We start from the raw sequence: 18,461 nt of genomic DNA on the forward strand, positions 1-18,461 counted from the left end.
TCAGGCCTTGCCCTCGCCCGCCCGCCGTTTGGCGTCGGCGCGGCTCGGGAACAGGCCGTAGATGGCGATGCCGATCGCGCCGGCGACGATCGCCGAGTCGGCGATGTTGAACGAAGGCCAGTGGTAATCGCCCACATACCACTGGATGAAATCGACCACGTGGCCGTGCAGCATGCGGTCGATCACGTTGCCGATCGCGCCGCCGATCACCAGGGCGAACGGCAACGCCGATTTCCAGTCGCCGCGCTCGGTCCGGGCCAGCCAGCGCGCCAGCAAGCCGCTGATCGCCACCGCCAGGACCATGAAGAAATACTTCTGCCAGCCGCCGGCGTCGCTGAGGAAACTGAAGGCCGCGCCGGTGTTGTAGCTGCGATACCAGTTCCAGAAGCCGTCGATCACCGGCACCGGCGTGTACTCGGGCAGCGATGCCAGCACCCAGGCCTTGCTGAGCTGGTCGAGCGCGATCACCACGACCGAGACGATCAGCCATACGAGCGCGTTCTTGCCGGGTTTGCTTGCGGTATCGGTCATCGGGCCTGGGGTCTGCGAAGAAAAGAATGGAACCGGAACGCGCGCGGCCTTACGACCGCGCGCGGGTGCGCGCAACTCAGAACCAGCGACGGTCCTCGCCCGGGCCGGCGACATTGCTCACGCAACGGCCGCACAGGTCCGGATGCCGCTCGTCCACGCCGACATCGGCGCGGTGATGCCAGCAGCGCACGCACTTGGTCTTGCCGGTGCGCGCGGCGAGCACGGCGATGTCCTTGATGTCGTCGTCGGCGATCACTTCCACATCGCCGCTGATGAACAAGAAGCGCAGCTCATCGGCCAGCGGCGCCAGCCAGTTCTGATCGGCGACGCCGCAGCGCAGCGAGATCTCCGCTTCCAGCGCGGCGCCGATCTGGCCGGCGGCGCGCATCGGCTCCAGGGTCTTGGCGACGCTGTCGCGCAGGCCAAGCAGGCGCTTGAAGTCTTCGTCGGACAACACCGCGTCGGCCGGCAGCAAGGCCAGGCCGTCGTACCAGGTGGTGAACAGCACGTTGTCTTCGCGCGGGCCGTGCTCGGTGTTGGCCGGCAGGTGGCGCCACATTTCGTCGGCGGTGAACGCCAGGATCGGCGCGATCCAGCGCACGAAGCCTTCCGCGATGTGGTACATCGCGCTCTGCGCCGAACGCCGGCCGCGCGAGTTTTCCTGCATCGTGTACAGGCGGTCCTTGGTCACGTCCAGGTACAGCGAACCCAGATCGACGCTGCAGAAATTCGACAGCGCCTGCACGATTTCGGCGAAGTCGTAACGCTCGTAGGCCGAGGCGATGCGATCCTGCAACTCGGCGGCGCGATGCACGATCCAGCGATCCAGCGCGACCATGTCGTCCAGGCCGACCAGATCGCGGGTGGGATCGAACCCGCTCAGGTTGCCCAGCAGGAAGCGCGCGGTGTTGCGGATGCGGCGATAGACGTCGGCGTTCTGCTTGAGGATCTTGTCGGAGACCGTCATCTCGTTGCGGAACTCGGTCGATGCCACCCACAGACGCAGCACATCCGCGCCCAGGGTGTCGGTGACCTTCTCCGGCGCCAGCGCGTTGAACATCGACTTGGACATCTTCTTGCCGTGCTCGTCCACGGTGAAGCCGTGGGTCAGCACTTGCCGGTACGGCGCCGCGCCGTCCATCGCCACGCCGCTGAGCAGCGCGCTGTGGAACCAGCCGCGATGCTGGTCGGAGCCTTCCAGATACAGATCGGCCGGCTTGCGCAGACCGTCCTGCGGACGCTGCGCGAGCACGCACTCGTGGCTGGTGCCCGAGTCGAACCAGACGTCCAGAATGTCGTTGACCTTCTCGTAGTTGCCGGCCTCATCGCCCAGCAGTTGTTCGGCGGTCATCGCGTACCAGGCGTCGGCGCCTTCGCGTTCGACCGCGTCGGCGACCTGGCGCATGATCTCGACCGTGCGCGGATGCGGCTGGCCGCTTTCGCGATCGAAGAACAGCGCGATCGGCACGCCCCAGTAGCGCTGGCGCGAGATCGTCCAGTCCGGACGGCCCTCGATCATGTTGTAGATGCGCGCCTCGCCCCAGCCCGGCACCCACGACACGCCGCCGATCGCGTCGAGCGCGTCGCGGCGCAGCCCTGCCTGATCCATCGAGATGAACCACTGCGGCGTGGCGCGGAACACCACCGGCGTCTTGTGGCGCCAGCAGTGCGGATAGCTGTGCTTGAGCCGGCCCGACGCCAACAGCACGTCGTGCGCCTTGAGCACGTCCAGGATGATCGGATCGACCTTGAAGATATGCACGCCGGCCAGCGCGTGCTGATCGGCCGGCGGCGTCGACGGCAGGTACAGGCCGCGCCCATCGACCGGATTGAACTGCGCCGGCGTGTAGTGATCCAGCAGGCCGTACTTCAGCGCGACCGCATAATCTTCCTGGCCGTGGCCGGGCGCGTTGTGGACGATGCCGGTACCGTCTTCGGCCGACACGTAGCTGTCCACCAGCACCGGCAGTTCGCGTTCGGCGTAGAACGGATGCTGCAGGCGCTGGCCTTCGAGTTCGACGCCGCGCGCGCGGCCGTGCACGACCACGTCCTCGATGCCGTAGCGCTTGAGCGCCTTGGCCGCGAGCGCTTCGGCCAGCACCAGCAGACGGCGGCCGCCGTCGGCGCGCTGCGGGCCGTCTACCAGCACGTAGTCGAACTCCGGGCCGACGGTGACCGACAGGCTGGCCGGCAGCGTCCACGGCGTGGTGGTCCAGATCGGCACCGCGATCAGGGTGTCGTCGTCGATCGCCGCGCCGAACAGCGCCGCGAGCGAGCGTGCGTGCTTGGCGACATAGCCGACGTCGATCTGGGTGGATTCCTTGTCCTGGTATTCGATCTCCGCCTCAGCCAGCGCCGAGCCGCAGTCGAAGCACCAGTGCACCGGCTTGGAGCCGCGCAGCAGATGGCCGCGTTCGACGATCTTCGCCAGCGAACGCATGATGTCCGCCTCGTAGCGGAAATCCATGGTGCGGTACGGGTTGTCCCAATCGCCGGTCACGCCCAGGCGCTTGAAGCCGCGGCGTTGCAGGTCGATCTGGGTGGTGGCGTATTCGCGGCACTTGGCGCGGAACGCGGCGGCGTCGAGCTTGTCGCCGACCTTGCCGAATTCCTTCTCGACCTTGTGCTCGATCGGCAGGCCATGGCAATCCCAGCCCGGCACGTAGGGCGCGTCGAAGCCGGCCAGCAGCTTGGACTTGACCACGATGTCCTTGAGCACCTTGTTGACCGCGTGGCCGACGTGGATCTCGCCGTTCGCGTACGGCGGGCCGTCGTGCAGGACGAAGCTGCGCTCGCGGCCGCCGGTTTTTTCACGAATTCGCTGATACAGACCTTCGCTCTCCCAGCGCGCCAGGGTTTCCGGCTCGCGCTTGGGCAGATCGCCGCGCATCGGGAAGTCGGTCGCCGGCAGCAGCAAGGTGGCCTTGTACGGATTGCCGGGGGCGGATTGGCTCGGGTCGTTGGTCACAGCGGGTCTCAGGCAGTTTTCTCGGCCGCGCTTGCGGCTTGAGCTGGCGACGTAGAAGCACGTCGAGGGTCGTGTTGCGAAACAGGCGATGCGTACGGCGGCCGGCGCTGCGCATCGAATTGCAGCAGCTCGCGCGCCTGCGCGGCGTCGCGGTGCATCTGCGTGGTCAGCGAGGCCAGGTCGGGGAACTTGAGCTCGGCGCGCAGGTGGGCGACGAATTCGACCTCGATCCTGCGACCGTACAGGTCGCCGTCGAAATCGAACAGATGCGCTTCCAGCAGCGGCTCCACTCCGGCCACGGTCGGCCGCGTGCCCAGGCTCGACACCGACGGCCAGGGCCGCTCGCCGACACCGTGCACCCAGGTGGCGTAGATGCCGGACAAGGCCGGGGTCTTGCCGCCGAAGCGCAGGTTGGCGGTCGGAAAGCCCAGGGTGCGGCCGAGCTGCTTGCCGTGCACGACGTGGCCGCCGATCGCGTACGGGCGGCCGAGCAGGCGCGCCGCGGCAGTGAAATCGCCGGCCAGGATGGTTTCGCGAATGCGGGTGCTGGACACGCGCTCGCCATCCAGGTGCACCGGTGCGATTTCGTGCGCGCTGAAACCGGCGCTCTCGCCCATCCGCCGCAGCAGCGCGATATCGCCGCCGCGCGCCTTGCCGAAACGGAATTCCGGACCGACCCACACTTCGCGCGCGGCCAGTCGCCGAACCAGCACGCGCTCGACGAATTCTTCCGCGCTCAGGCCGCTCAGCCGCTTGTTGAAACGCAGCAGGCCGACCTGGTCGGCGTCCAGCGCCAACAGGCCCTCGGCCTTGGCGCGCGGCAACAACAGCCGCGGCGGCGGCGCGCCGGGGGCGAAGAATTCACGCGGCAACGGCTCGAAACTCAGCGCCACCGCGGGCAAGCCCAGCGCGTGCGCACGCGAAACCGTGTGGCGCACCAGCGCGCGATGCCCGAGATGCAGGCCATCGAAGGCGCCGATACAGACCACACTGCCGTGCGGGCAACGCGGCCCGCTATCGACGTCACGAAACAGCCTGCTCATTAAGATTCTGGCGTGGGATCCCGGGCGAACCCGGGACATGGATTGGGGGCGAGAAAAGAGTTCAGTAGAGTGAGAAATGAGCAGAAGCCGGGCATTCTCTCGTTTCTCACTCCTCTAAACTCATTCCTAAGCCCTGAAGTATAGCCGCCGCCCGCAAGTCTCAACGGCACCGGCAACGGTCAATCGCCGACGATGGCGGCGGCCGGCCGCCATCGTCCAGGCGTTGGCCTCAGTGGCCGCGCAGATCGCGCAGGCGGATGCCCTGCAGCCACAGCAGCGCGCCGTAGGCGCCGCCGCCGGCGCCGACCACCACCGCCAGCTTGATCAGGCGCTCCCACCACGGCCACACGGTCCAGCCCTGCCACAGCCACAGCAGGCTCAGCACCACCACCGTCATGGCCACGCTGGCCACGCCGATCTGGCGCAGGAACCGGCCCCAGCCCGGCTGGCGCCGATAGACCTTGGCCCGGCGCAGATACCAGGCCAGCTGCAGCGCATTGGTCCAGCCGGCGATCGCGATCGCCGCCGCCAGGCAGGCGTGCGCGCCGGGGATTTCGCCCAGGGCTTCGCGCGGATCGCCGCCGGTCTTGGCCAGCGCGGCCTGGCCGGCGTCGGTCAGGTACAGCACGGCCAGCAGCAGGAGCACGGTCGAAGCCAGGTTCACCAGCACCGACACCACCGCCGACTTGACCGGGGTCTTGGTGTCCTGGCGCGAATAGAACGCCGGCGCCAGCACTTTCACCAGCAAGAACGCCGGTACCGCGGTGGATTGCGCCATCAGGCTCAGGCGGATCATCTCGGTATCGTGCGCATGCAGCCGTCCGTACTGGAACAGGGCCGCGATCAGGGCCTCGGCGCACAGCACCAGCCCCAGGCAGGCCGGCACGCCGATCAGCAGGCACAGGCGGAAGCCCCAATCCAGCCCCTTCGAATAGCCGTCGGTGTCGGTGGCGGCATGGCGCTTGGACAAGTGCGGCAGGATCACCGTGCCGATCGCCACGCCGAACATGCCCAGCGGGAATTCGAGCAGGCGATCGGTCAGGTACAGCCAGCTCACGCTGCCGACGATCAGGAACGAGGCCAGCGCGGTGTTCAGCAGCAGATTGACCTGGGCCACCGAGGAGCCGAACAAGGTCGGCACCATCAGCCGCATGATCTTGCGCACGCCCTGATGCGCCCCGCCCCAGCGCGGCCGCGGCAGCAGCCCGAGCTTGGCCAGCGCCGGCAACTGGAACGCCAGCTGCAGGATGCCGGCGAAGAACACGCCCCACGCCAGCGCCAGCACCGGATTGACGTTGAACGGCTGGGTCAGCGGCACCGAACACACCGCCGCGGCGATCATCGAGATGTTCAGCAGCACCGGCGACAGGGCCGGGATCGCGAATTTCTCGTAGCTGTTGAGGATGCCGCCGGCCAGCGAGGCCAGCGAGATGAACAAGGCGTACGGGAAGGTGATCTGCAGCATTTCGGTCGCCAGCCGGTACTGCTCGCTCAGCGGGTCCCAGCCCGGGGCGAACAGTTGCATGACCCAGGGCGCGGCCAGCACCACCACCGCCGTCATCGCCAGCAGCGCGGCGGTCAGGGTGCCGGTGACCCGATCGACCAGTTCCTTGACCGCGGCGTGATCCTGTTTTTCCTTGTACTCGGCAAGGACCGGCACGAAGGCCATCGAGAACGAGCCCTCGGCCGAGATCCGGCGCATGAAGTTCGGAATCCTGAACGCGATGAAGAACGCGTCCATGGCCGGACTGGCGCCGAACTGCCAGGCGTACACTTGGTCGCGGACCAGCCCCGAGACCCGCGAGATCAGGGTCATGGCGCTGAAAATGACCGAGGAGCGCAACAAACCGCCTCCCTTACTCATCTCGCGCCTCCGGCCAGTTGACCCAACCCACTGAATCGGCCATACTTTTGGGTCTGATTTTCCGCAACTGCGAATTGAACCGCTTTTTCAACCGTAGTTCCTCGCTTAGTTTCTTCAACGCTTAACAGCCTAAATTTTTCAGGAATCCACCCGTGGCAAACATCAAGTCCGCCAAGAAGCGCGCCAAGCAGACTGTCGTGCGTAACGCCCGCAACGCCAGCCAGCGTTCGATGCTGCGTACCGCCGTCAAGAAGGTGCTCAAGGCCCTCGGCGAGAACGACGCCGCCGGTGCCAAGTCCGCGTTCGACGTCGCTCAGCCGATCCTCGACCGTTTCAGCTCCCGTGGCCTGATCCACAAGAACAAGGCCGCCCGCCACAAGAGCCGTCTGACGGCCCGTATCAAGGCGCTGTCCGCCGCCTGATACGCAGTCCGCAAGGACTTGCGCATGCAAAAGCCCGGCTTCGGCCGGGCTTTTGTTTGCGCGCGCGTTTTGTCCGGCGCAGGCGCGCGCCGCGAACGCGCACACCCCTGCCCGCGCGGCGACGCGGGAGGCGGATGCGGAACGGGGGCGGCCGTGCGACATGCCGCACATGATTGGCGCGAGGTGTGAAGTCAGATTGAAGCCGCGAGCGCCGGCGCTGCGGCGCATTGCGGGCCGCGAGCCGATGACGATGCGATAACGCCGAGCCCGCGGCTCAGGGCACATGTTCGCCGGCAGCGCTCGCCGCTTCCAGGGCGTCCGCGCGCTGACGGTCGAAGAACGCCATCACGTCCTGCATGATCGGGAAGGTGCCGTCGCGGCTGATGGCCGAGACCAGATACCAGCGATCGGTCCAGCCCAGCTCGTCGATGATCGCCTTCGCCGCCGCCTGCTGCTCTTCTTCCAGCAGCAGATCGGCCTTGTTGAGCACCAGCCAACGCGGCTTGGCCAGCAATTCGGGGTCGTGCTTGCGCAGCTCGTTCTCGATCGCCCGCACTTGCTCGGCCGGGCTCACGCCCTCGACCCCGCCTTCCATCGGCGCGATATCGACCAGGTGCAGCAGCAGACGCGTGCGCTGCAGATGGCGCAAGAACTGCGCGCCCAGGCCGGCGCCGTCGGCCGCACCCTCGATCAGGCCGGGAATGTCCGCGATCACGAAGCTGCGATGCGCCTCGACGCTGACCACGCCCAGGTTCGGATACAAGGTGGTGAACGGATAATCCGCGACCTTCGGCGTCGCCGCCGAGACCGCGCGGATCAGCGTGCTCTTGCCTGCATTCGGGAAGCCGAGCAGGCCGACGTCGGCCAGCAGCTTCAGCTCCAGCTTGAGCTCGCGCTCCTCGCCCGGCAGGCCCGGCAGGGCCTTGCGCGGCGTGCGGTTGACCGAGCTCTTGAAATGCATGTTGCCCAGGCCGCCCTTGCCGCCGCGCGCGACCAGCAGACGGTCGCCGTGCGCGGTCAGGTCGCCGATGATTTCGTCGGTTTCCACGTTGGTGACCACGGTACCGACCGGCACGGTGATGACCAGATCTTCGCCGCCCTTGCCGTAGGCCTGGCGGCCCATGCCGTTCTCGCCGCGCTGGGCGCGGAACTGCTTTTGATGGCGGAAATCGACCAGGGTGTTGACGTTCTCGTCGGCGACGATGAACACGCTGCCGCCGCTACCGCCGTCGCCGCCGTCCGGCCCGCCCAGCGGAATGTACTTCTCGCGACGGAAGCCGATGCAGCCGTTGCCGCCGTTACCGGCGATGACTTGGATTTCTGCTTCGTCTACGAGTTTCATAAGAGCCGGGATTCGGGATTGGGGATACGGGATTGGCGAAAGCCAAAGCTTGCGATGGCGGGATTGTAGCGGGCGTCGGGAACGGGGTTTTTCGCAATTGCGAATCCCCAATCCCAATTCCCGGCCAGAAACGAAAAGCCCCGCCGAAGCGGGGCTCCTCGCAGGACATCGCGCCGGAATTACTCGGCGGCGACGACGCTGACGGTGCGACGCTTCTTCAGGCCCTTGGTCGAGAACTCGACCTTGCCATCGACCAGCGCGAACAGCGTGTGGTCGCGGCCGAGGCCGACGCCGGCGCCCGGATGGAACTGGGTGCCGCGCTGACGCACGATGATGTTGCCCGCTTCGATGGCCTGACCGCCGTAGATCTTCACGCCCAGGTACTTCGGGTTGGAGTCGCGGCCGTTGCGGGTGGAACCTACGCCCTTTTTATGTGCCATGGCTGCTGCTCCTTACTTGTTGTCACCACCGGCGATGCCGGTGATTTCGATTTCGGTGTAGTGCTGACGGTGGCCCATCTGCTTGCGATGGTGCTTACGACGGCGGAACTTGACGATGCGCACCTTGTCGGCGCGGCCGTGGCCGACAACCTTCGCGGTGACGCTGGCGCCCTTGAGCGCGTCGCCGAGCTTCACGCCTTCGCCGTCGCCGAGCATCAGGACGGTATCGAACTTGATTTCGCTGCCGGCTTCGACATCGAGCAGCTCGACGCGGAGCGTCTCGCCTTGCATCACGCGGTATTGCTTACCGCCGGTGACCAGTACTGCGTACATGACCAGATTCCTCTGTAGTTATTTTTGGTCCTGCCGGCGCCCAACTGCGGGCGGACAGAAGCGGAATTGTAGGGACTTCAGCGAGTTACGGCAACTGTGCGGAAGTCGCGCGGCGACGGGGGGCCGGCCTGGGGCTGCGGTCGAACCGGGTGGCGACGCTGTCCGCCGGGCATCAGGCGTTTAAAATCAAATAGTTACCTAAATCCCAGGTCAGCCCGAGGCATTCGGCGCAGGCGCTGACGCGCCAGCCCGACTTCGGCCCGGTCTCGGCGCTGCTTCGCCCGCCGGCCCGGAAGAGCATGGCCGATGGGTCGGAAAACGAGGCTCGGCGGCCGGCCGGGGCGCCGGCTCAGCGACCGGCGCGAGGCGATCGTCGCCGGCAGGCTCCAAACCCGCACCACCGGTTCCGGCACCTCAGAGAACCCATCTAAACAACTCGCTGCCTGCGCGCTTCGCCTTTGCTCGTCATTCCCGCGAACGCGGGAATCCAGTGACTTTGACGTGGCTGCACGAAAGTCGCTGGATTCCCGCGTTCGCGGGAATGATGGCAATCGTCAGTCGGAAGGTCGGTGACCGTCGTGCTCGACGCACAGGCTCGCGTCGAAAGGCACATTCGAGACCATGACGCCGATCTCGATCCACTACCGCAGCCGCGTACACACCAATAAACATCGCCGATACACGCGCACGCATCGCCCCACCTCAAACACGTTCCGCCCCTGCAACACCGCAAGCTTCCAACGCGTGAAGCCTCTTCACCCCGACAGCGCAAAAATCGCGCCGCGTCGCAAAGCCTCGGAAGAATCGCGTAGCCATTCTTAAAAACCGCAGACGCGCCCGGTAAAAATAGAACGACCCAGTTCACAGTTCTGAAAGAAACTTGATCGAGCGTGAAAATCGCCGCACCCAACGGCGAAGCCGTCGCGATCGATAAAAACCGCTGATTTTCCAGGCTCCGCCGCCAGCATCGAAAATCGCACCATCTGTATGCATTGTGCGTGTATGTGCGCTCAGTCGCATTCATGCGGCTATCACAGCTTCGATGACACTTGCACGCACTGGGCACGCTCAATTAGTTTCGAACCCGAGCGACTTGCAGGGGGTCGCGCGACAAGGAACAGCCGAATCGATGCGCAGCGTATGCGACGCATGCGCGCCAGGATGAGGCGGTCGCGTTCTTCGGGGACTCCCTGCATGTGGTTTGCAGTCGTCGGTCAAACCGGTTTACGGCGCAGCGGCTTTGCCGCGCGCAATCGGATGCACGTGCTCTTGTTTTCCATGTCGCCCTGCGCGCATGGAAACGGGAGAGTGCGTCCGCGATCCAACCCTGCAGCACGCAGGCGCCGATGCGCGCCGGGCGCGCTGCGCAAGGAAGTCCCGCGGAGGTAGAACGGCACGCCTGCCGCGGACCAAGGCCCGACGCTAAACAGGGGATGCGAAGGGGATCATGCGAAACGAAGGATCAAGGATGTTTGTCATGACTCGCAAAGCACGTTCATTGAAATGGACCGCTCTGGCGCTGGCTACGGCGGCGATTATCGCGCCGGTGGCCTACTCCAGCGGTAAGTTCCAAGCCGTCAACAAGGCGCAAGTGGCCAAGGTGGTCGCGCCCAAGGCAGCCGCCAAGCAGGCCGCTACCGAAACTCATAACCGCTTCATCATCACCCGCGCCGCCGGCGCCTCCAGCAAGGCCGCTGTTTCGAGCAGCCAGCTCTACGCCAAGGCCGCCAGCACGCTCGGCCTGGGCATCATGCCGCTGCGCACGCTCGCCACCGGCTCGAACCTGATCAAGACCGATACCGCGCTCGACGCCGCCGCGACGAAGGAACTGGCGATCGAGTTGATGAAGCAGGACCCGAGCATCATCGAAGTCATTCCCGACACGCTCAAGCACAAGACGATGGTCCCCAACGACCCCGCCTATGCGCAGCAGTGGCATTACAAGAACGGCCCGGGCGGCCTGAATCTGGAACCGGCCTGGGACATCGCCACCGGCGACGGCATCGTGGTCGCGGTGCTCGACACCGGCATCACCCCGCACAGCGACCTCAACGCCAACATCATTCCGGGCTACGACTTCATCGTCGATCCGGAAGTCAGCGTCGACGGCGACGGCCGCGATGCGGATCCGAACGATCCGGGCGACTGGCACGACGGCGAATGCGACCTGTTCGGCCAGCCCGACGACAGCAGCTGGCACGGCACCCACGTGGCCGGCACCATCGCCGCGGTGACCAACAACGCCACCGGCGTGGCCGGCGTCGCGCACGGCGCCAAGGTTCAGCCGGTACGCGTGCTCGGCAAGTGCGGCGGTTACACCTCCGACATCATCGACGCGGTGACCTGGGCCTCCGGCGGCACCGTCGCGGGCGTGCCGGACAACACCACCCCGGCCGAAGTCATCAACCTCAGCCTCGGCGGCAGCGGTGCTTGCTCGGCGGCCGAGCAAGTAGCCTTCGCCGATGCGCGCGCACGCGGCACCACGGTGGTCATCGCCGCGGGCAACTCCGGCGGCGACGTCGCCAACTTCTCGCCCGCCAACTGCGACAACGTGATCGCGGTATCCGCGGTGGGCCCGACCGGCGCACTGGCCGGCTACTCCAACTTCGGTCCCAAGATCGACATCGCGGCACCGGGCGGTTCCGGCGTGATACCGGCGGCCGACAACATCCTGTCCACCCTGAACCTGGGCGCGCACGAACAAGCCGGCGAAGGTTATGCGTGGATGGCCGGCACCTCGATGGCGGCGCCGCACGTCGCCGGCGTGGTCGCGCTGATGCAGTCGGCGGTGACCACGCCGAAGACCCCGGCCGAGATCGAGAAGATCCTGGTCAACACCGCCCACGTCGGCGGTCAGCCGGGCGGCTGCAGCTTCGCCAACTGGTGCGGCTCGGGCATCGTCGATGCGCGCTTCGCCGTCGCCGTGGCCAAGGGCACCGAACCGCTGCCGCCCGATCCGGTCCCGCCGGAACCGGAACCGCCGATCGAGCTGGAAAACGGCATCACCGTGACCAACATCGAAGTCGGCGCCAACGGCATCATCAAGTACCAGCTGCTGGTGCCGAACGGCGCGTCGAACCTGTTGTTCGCCATGTACGGCGGCACCGGCGACTCGGACATCTACGTCAAGTACGGCGCGGAACCGACCAGCACCTCCTACGACTGCCGTCCGTTCACCTCGTCCAACAACGAGACCTGCTTCTTCCCGACCCCGCAGGGCGGCGTGTGGTACGTCCAGGTCAAGGGCTACCGCGCTTCGGCCGGCATGTCGCTGTACCCGAGCTTCGTCGACGCCAACTATCCGCGTCGCGTCGAAGCCAAGGCCAGCGCCATGTCCAACCACCGCACCTCGGTGAACCTGTCGTGGGAGAAGGGCAAGAAGAACATCGACGTGTACCGCAACGGCGCGATCCTCAAGACCGTGCGCAACACCGGCGCCAATACCGATACCTTCCGCATCATCGGCAGCGGCACCATGAGCTACAAGCTGTGCAACAACGGTACGCAGGAATGCGCTGATCCGGTTTCGATCACGTACAACTCCAGCCGCTGATAGCAGCGTAAGCAAGGACGAAGGGCCCGGTGTGCCGGGCCCTTCGTTTTTCCAAGGGTTTGCCGCGGCGGATTTGTTCGCCGGTTTGTCGTTCGTGATTGCCGCGAAAGCGGGCATCGGCTGGCTTCGCGGGTTCTCGCGCGAAAGATGCCGGGTTGCCGCGTTCGCGGGAATGACGAGCGAACAAGCATGCAACCTGGCATCCAATTCATCGGAACTTGAGGCCCGCTTTCGCACTCCACTGTCGATAGCCGCGCGCAACGCCGCCTCGCACGCATCGCATCACCTCGCTTCCCCCAAGCCCCATCCCAGCGGAGACTCCATGCGCACCGCCCTGCCCGTTTCCCGCACGCCCCGCTCCTCCTTTCTCGCCGGCGGCCTGCTGCTGGCCGCGCTCGCCGGCCTGAGCGCCTGCAACCGCAACGCGCCTTCCACCGATGCCGCGCCGGCCGATGGCGCCGCTCCGGCCGCCGCAGCCGCGCCGGTGGTGCGCTTCGACGCCAGACTCAGCCTGGTCAACAACAACGGCGCGATCCGCTACGACGGCACCGTCGATAGCGAAGCCACGCGCAAGGCCCTGACCATCGCCCTGGCGCAGGCCTACGCCGGCCAGATCAGCGGCACCCTCAACGCCGACAAGGCCGCCAAGCCGGCGCCGTGGCAAGACAAGCTGCCGCAGTTCGCCGCAGCGCTGACCATGCCGGGCGTGGCGGTGAATTTCGAAGGCAACAAGATCGAGCTCAGCGGCCAGGTCGGCGACGCCGACCGCGCGCTACTGCTGGAGAAGGCCAAGACCCTGTTCCCCGGTTTCAGCTACGGCGGCCTGTTCGAGGGCGTCGGCGGCACCGCCGCGTCCAGCGACGCCGCCGCCCAGGCCCTGGCCGCGCTGGAGCCGGGCAAGTCCGGCGCCGCCGACATCGCCAAGGCGCTGAACCAGATCAACCTGCGCTTCGACGAAGGCGGCGCGCGCATCGCCCCGGCCAGCCTGGACATCCTCAGCCGCGCGGCCAAGGCCATCGCGGCCGGGCCCAAGGACGCGCGCTACGAAATAGTCGGCCCCGGCGGCGGCGCCGGCCAGGCCGCCGACAACGAAATCCTGTCGCGCCAACGCGCCGAGGCGGTCAAGGTCCAGTTGATCGTCAACGGGGTCAATCCGGGGGCCCTCGATACTCGCGGCGAGCCGGGGACCACGACTACGCCGCTGCGCTTCAGCGTGGTCAAGTAGTCCGCGGAGGGCTTTCAGTGAGCCTGTGGGAGGGGCTTCAGCCCCGATGCTTTTCGTTCAGATCGCCGCGTCGGAGCGAAAAGCATCGGGGCTGAAGCCCCTCCCACAACAGCCGTCACGGGGCGGAAGCCTTTCCATAAGTTGCCAGCGCTCGGTTCACGGCTCCGGCATCGGGCTCGGCTCGGGACCTGCCTGCACCGGCCTGGGCCGACCTGCACTGACGGGCACCGGCCCGACACCCGTGGCCCGCGACCGCCCCACCCGCCCCATCCAGTTCGCGCAATCGGCTTTGCCGGATCAGTCCGCCGCGTTCACGGCGATCCCGGGCCCACCCGGCGCCGACGCCTGAATCCCAAGCCCCACGGGCCCGGCATGACATCGCCGGTGACGCCCTCGCGCGCTTTGGTTCGGCGGATTTGCCCCCACCTTCCCCACTCGATACGCTCCCCTGTTCGCCGTCGCCTTTCGCGCCGGCGACTCTCCCCCTTGCAGGCACCCGATGGCGCTGGACTACATCCGCATCCGCGGCGCGCGGACGCACAACCTCAAGAACATCGATCTCGATCTGCCGCGCGACAAGCTGATCGTGATCACCGGACTGTCCGGCTCGGGCAAGTCCTCGCTGGCTTTCGACACCATTTACGCCGAAGGCCAGCGCCGCTACGTCGAATCGCTGTCGGCCTACGCGCGGCAGTTCCTGTCGGTGATGGAAAAGCCCGATGTGGACCACATCGAAGGCCTCTCGCCGGCGATTTCGATCGAGCAGAAATCCACCTCGCACAACCCGCGTTCGACCGTCGGCACGATCACCGAGGTCTACGACTACCTGCGCCTGCTGTACGCACGCGTCGGCTCGCCGCGCTGCCCGGATCACCACTATCCGCTGGAAGCGCAGACCGTCAGCCAGATGGTCGATCAGGCCATCGCGCTGGATCCTGAGCAGCGCTACATGCTGCTTGCGCCGGTCATCCGCGAACGCAAGGGCGAGCACGCGCAAGTGTTCGAGCAACTGCGCGCGCAGGGCTTCGTGCGCGTGCGCGTGGACGGCCAGTTGTACGAGATCGACGCGGTGCCGCCGCTGGCCTTGCGCGTCAAGCACACCATCGAGGCGGTGGTCGACCGCTTCCGCCCGCGCGACGACATCAAGCAGCGCCTGGCCGAGTCGTTCGAAACCGCGCTCAAGCTCGGCGACGGCATGGCCCAGGTGCAGTCGCTGGACAACGCCGAGACCGCGCCGCTGCTGTTCTCGTCCAAGTACAGCTGCCCGGTCTGCGATTATTCGCTGCCCGAACTCGAGCCGCGGCTGTTCTCGTTCAATTCGCCGGTCGGCGCCTGCCCGACCTGCGACGGCCTGGGCGTGGCGGAATTCTTCGATCCCGCGCGCGTGGTCGTGCACCCGGAGCTGTCGCTCTCGGCCGGCGCGGTGCGCGGCTGGGACCGCCGCAACGCCTACTACTTCCAGTTGATCCAGTCGCTGGCCAAGCACTACAAGTTCAACGTCGATACGCCGTGGCAGTCGCTGACCGCGGCCCAGCAACAGGCGGTGCTGTACGGCAGCGGCGATGAGCAGATCAGCTTCAACTACATCACCGAGAACGGCGGCCGCAGCCAGCGCAAGCATCGCTTCGAAGGCATCGTGCCGAACCTGGAGCGCCGTTACCGCGAGACCGAATCGGCGGCGGTGCGCGAGGAACTGGCCAAGTTCATCAGCCAGCGTCCCTGCCCCGACTGCGGCGGCGCGCGCCTCAACCGCGCCGCGCGCAACGTGTTCGTCGCCGAGCGTCCGCTGCCGGACCTGGTGGTGCTGCCGGTCGATGAAGCGCTGAATTTCTTCAAGGGCCTGGAACTGCCGGGCTGGCGCGGCGAGATCGCGATCAAGATCGTCAAGGAGATCGTCGATCGCCTGCGCTTCCTGGTCGATGTCGGCCTGGATTACCTCACCCTGGAACGCAAGGCCGACTCGCTGTCGGGCGGCGAAGCCCAGCGCATCCGTCTGGCCAGCCAGATCGGCGCCGGACTGGTCGGGGTGATGTACGTGCTCGATGAGCCGTCGATCGGCCTGCATCAGCGCGACAACGAGCGCCTGCTCGGCACGCTGACGCGCCTGCGCGATCTGGGCAACACCGTGATCGTGGTCGAACACGACGAAGACGCGATGCGCTTGGCCGACTACATCGTCGATATCGGCCCCGGCGCCGGCGTGCACGGCGGCGAGATCGTCGCCCAGGGCCACTTCGCCGACATCCTGAAAGCGCCGCGTTCGCTGACCGGCCAATACCTCAGCGGCAAGCGCAAGATCGAAATCCCCAAGACCCGGCACAAACCGAACCCGAAGACCACCCTGCATCTGCGCGGCGCCAGCGGCAACAACCTCAAGGATGTCGATCTGCACATCCCCGCGGGCCTGTTGACCTGCGTCACCGGCGTGTCGGGCTCGGGCAAGTCCACGCTGATCAACGACACGCTGTACGTGATCGCCGCCAACGAGTTGAACGGCGCTTCGCAAACCCCGGCGCCGTACAAGTCGGTGGAGAACATCGAGCTGTTCGACAAGGTCGTGGACATCGACCAGTCGCCGATCGGGCGCACGCCGCGCTCCAATCCGGCCACCTACACCGGTCTGTTCACGCCGCTGCGCGAGCTGTTCGCGCAGGTGCCCGAAGCGCGCGCGCGCGGCTATTCGCCGGGCCGTTTCAGCTTCAACGTGCGCGGCGGCCGCTGCGAGGCCTGCCAGGGCGACGGCCTGATCAAGGTCGAGATGCACTTCCTGCCGGACGTGTACGTGCCTTGCGACGTCTGCCACGGCAAGCGCTACAACCGCGAGACGCTGGAGGTGTTGTACAAGGGCTACAACATCAACGACGTGCTGTCGATGACGGTGGAGGCGGCGCTGAGCCTGTTCGAGGCGGTACCGACCATCGCGCGCAAACTCGAAACGCTGATGGACGTGGGCCTGAGCTACATCAAGCTGGGCCAGAGCGCGACCACGCTTTCGGGCGGCGAAGCGCAGCGCGTGAAGCTGTCGAAGGAACTCTCGCGCCGCGATACCGGGCGCACGCTGTACATCCTCGACGAGCCGACCACGGGCCTGCATTTCCACGACATCGAACACCTGCTCGCGGTCCTGCACCGCCTGCGCGACGACGGCAACACGGTGGTGGTGATCGAGCACAACCTCGACGTGATCAAGACCGCCGACTGGGTCATCGATCTGGGTCCGGAAGGCGGCCATCGCGGCGGCACCATCCTCGCCACCGGCACGCCGGAAGACATCGCCGCGCTGCCGCATTCGCATACCGGCCACTTCCTCGCACCGCTGCTGGGCACGCCGAAGAAGGCCAAGCCCGCTGAGCCGGCGAAGAAGAAACCGGCGGCGAAATCCGACGCGCCGGCCGCGCGCGCCAAGAAGAAGTCCGCTGCATGAGCGATACCAAGAAGAAGGCCCCCGCGGCCGGCGGCGACGCCGGCAAAACCAAACCGGCGCCGCGCAAGCGCAGCCCGCGTTCGCGCAAGCAGACCGAAGCGGCGACGGTTACCGACAACGCGGTAACCGCGCAAGCGACTCAGCCTGCGGCTTCCAACGCGCCGGCGGTCGCGGCGCAGGCGCCGACGCCGGCCGTCCCGCCCGCATTGATCCGTGTCCCGCTGTCGGTGCGCTGGCGCGATCTGGACGCCTTCAACCACGTCAACAATTCGCAGTTCCTCAGCTACCTGGAGGAAGCGCGCCTGCGCTGGATGGTGACCCTGCCCGGCCACGGCATGGACGAGCACGTCGCGCCGGTGGTCGCCGCCGCGCATTTGAACTATCGCCGGCCGATCGAATGGCCGAACGAAATCGATGTCGAACTGTTCGTCGAACGCCTGGGCAACACCAGCCTGAGCATCGGCCATCGCATCGTCGGCGCCCACGACGAATCGGCGATCTATTGCGACGGCAATGTCGTGCTGGTGTGGATCCATCGCGATACCGGCCAACCGGCGGCGTTGCCCGAACCCGTTCGCGCGGCCTGCTCGGCGGGTTGATGGCGGCGCGGGCAGGAGCGAATCCCCCGCGCTGAAGATTTTTCCGGCTTCGATTTCGCGCCGTGCACTCGCCCCCTTTTCCAGAGAGGGCGCCGAGCTACGCGCCTGGAATTGCCGCAGATTCGCGCGGCACCGAACGCTCACAGTCCATGCCCGCGGGCCAGGGGATTCGCGCTTGGCGACAAGATCGCCGCGTCAGCAACCGCCTCAAGGCGCGGCCTTACGCACCTCGAACTCACCCAGCAGCGAGCCGCCGTCCTTGAGCCGGAACTCGATCGCCACGCGGCTGCCGTCCTTGAGCGGCGCATGCGGCTGCATCAGCATCAGATGCATGCCGCCGGGCTTGAGCACCGCGGCGCCGTCCGGGGCGATGCGCAGTTCGGGCAAGGCGCGCATCTTGCTGACCCCATCGACGATGCGGGTCTCGTGCAGCGATACGTCGGCGAAGGCCGCGCTGCTCGCGCCGACGATCACCACCGGCGCCGCGCAGCGGTTCTCGATGCGGCCGAACCCGGCCATCATCGGCATCTGCATCGGCGGCAAGCGCACCCAACCCTCGCGCACCTGGGCCAGGCAGCCGGCCGTGGCCGCGGCGGCCTTCGGAGGCGACTTCGCCGCGACGCTGAATACCGTGCCGACGGCGACCAAAGCCGCAAGCGCCAACCCCGTTCGGATGCTCGATACGTTCATCGGCCTATCATAACCCCCGAGCATCGA

The 18,461-nt window shown here is 66.7% G+C and carries 13 protein-coding genes; 5 read left to right on the forward strand and 8 right to left on the reverse strand.

Annotated elements, in window-relative coordinates:
- The 4 genes from lspA to murJ all read right to left on the reverse strand — a co-directional run bounded on the left by lspA (nucleotide 1) and on the right by murJ (nucleotide 6,406).
- A complete protein-coding gene (gene lspA, locus LG3211_RS14755; RefSeq protein WP_057943501.1) occupies nucleotides 1-531 on the reverse strand; it encodes a signal peptidase II in 531 nt (176 codons plus the stop codon).
- Between the two features lie 76 nt (nucleotides 532-607).
- A complete protein-coding gene (gene ileS / locus LG3211_RS14760) occupies nucleotides 608-3,421 on the reverse strand; it encodes an isoleucine--tRNA ligase (RefSeq protein WP_057945505.1) in 2,814 nt (937 codons plus the stop codon).
- Between the two features lie 86 nt (nucleotides 3,422-3,507).
- Nucleotides 3,508-4,542 carry a bifunctional riboflavin kinase/FAD synthetase gene (locus tag LG3211_RS14765; RefSeq protein WP_057943502.1) on the reverse strand — a complete coding sequence of 345 codons (1,035 nt, stop codon included), beginning with the start codon at nucleotides 4,540-4,542 and terminating at the stop codon, nucleotides 3,508-3,510.
- A gap of 229 nt (nucleotides 4,543-4,771) precedes the next feature.
- Entirely contained in the window at nucleotides 4,772-6,406 is a 1,635-nt protein-coding gene (murJ, locus tag LG3211_RS14770; RefSeq protein WP_057943503.1) for a murein biosynthesis integral membrane protein MurJ, read from the reverse strand.
- Nucleotides 6,407-6,558: 152 nt separating this feature from the next.
- Here murJ and rpsT point away from each other — a divergent pair, with 152 nt between their 5' ends.
- On the forward strand, nucleotides 6,559-6,828 hold the full coding sequence (gene rpsT / locus LG3211_RS14775; protein ID WP_055910472.1) for a 30S ribosomal protein S20: 270 nt from the start codon (nucleotides 6,559-6,561) through the stop codon (nucleotides 6,826-6,828).
- 274 nt (nucleotides 6,829-7,102) lie between these two features.
- Here the strand turns inward: rpsT and cgtA are convergent, their stop codons facing one another.
- From cgtA to rplU, 3 genes are all read right to left on the reverse strand, one after another.
- On the reverse strand, nucleotides 7,103-8,170 hold the full coding sequence (cgtA, locus tag LG3211_RS14780; protein ID WP_057943504.1) for an Obg family GTPase CgtA: 1,068 nt from the start codon (nucleotides 8,168-8,170) through the stop codon (nucleotides 7,103-7,105).
- A gap of 179 nt (nucleotides 8,171-8,349) precedes the next feature.
- Nucleotides 8,350-8,610, reverse strand: coding sequence for a 50S ribosomal protein L27 (gene rpmA, locus LG3211_RS14785; protein ID WP_031371911.1), 261 nt, complete (start codon nucleotides 8,608-8,610; stop codon nucleotides 8,350-8,352).
- A 12-nt stretch (nucleotides 8,611-8,622) separates the two neighbouring features.
- Nucleotides 8,623-8,943, reverse strand: a complete 321-nt coding sequence (gene rplU, locus LG3211_RS14790; protein ID WP_036113830.1) for a 50S ribosomal protein L21 — start codon at nucleotides 8,941-8,943, stop codon at nucleotides 8,623-8,625.
- A gap of 1,477 nt (nucleotides 8,944-10,420) precedes the next feature.
- On the opposite strand from rplU, the gene LG3211_RS14795 reads away from it, so the two are divergent.
- From LG3211_RS14795 to LG3211_RS14810, 4 genes are all read left to right on the forward strand, one after another.
- Entirely contained in the window at nucleotides 10,421-12,496 is a 2,076-nt protein-coding gene (locus tag LG3211_RS14795; protein ID WP_222837507.1) for a S8 family peptidase, read from the forward strand.
- Between the two features lie 322 nt (nucleotides 12,497-12,818).
- A complete protein-coding gene (locus LG3211_RS14800) occupies nucleotides 12,819-13,721 on the forward strand; it encodes an OmpA family protein (protein ID WP_057943506.1) in 903 nt (300 codons plus the stop codon).
- A gap of 499 nt (nucleotides 13,722-14,220) precedes the next feature.
- Nucleotides 14,221-17,145 (forward strand): excinuclease ABC subunit UvrA, encoded by a 2,925-nt coding sequence (uvrA, locus tag LG3211_RS14805; RefSeq protein ID WP_057943507.1) that lies wholly within the window; start codon nucleotides 14,221-14,223, stop codon nucleotides 17,143-17,145.
- Between the two features lie 206 nt (nucleotides 17,146-17,351).
- Complete coding sequence (locus tag LG3211_RS14810) at nucleotides 17,352-17,744, forward strand: acyl-CoA thioesterase (protein WP_057945506.1); 393 nt, start codon at nucleotides 17,352-17,354, stop codon at nucleotides 17,742-17,744.
- Between the two features lie 207 nt (nucleotides 17,745-17,951).
- On the opposite strand, the gene LG3211_RS14815 is transcribed toward LG3211_RS14810, so the two are convergent.
- Complete coding sequence (locus LG3211_RS14815) at nucleotides 17,952-18,434, reverse strand: copper chaperone PCu(A)C (RefSeq protein WP_083512558.1); 483 nt, start codon at nucleotides 18,432-18,434, stop codon at nucleotides 17,952-17,954.
- Between the last annotated feature and the right edge of the window lie 27 nt (nucleotides 18,435-18,461).

This window comes from Lysobacter gummosus (assembly GCF_001442805.1).
Classification (GTDB): Bacteria; Pseudomonadota; Gammaproteobacteria; order Xanthomonadales; family Xanthomonadaceae; genus Lysobacter; species Lysobacter gummosus.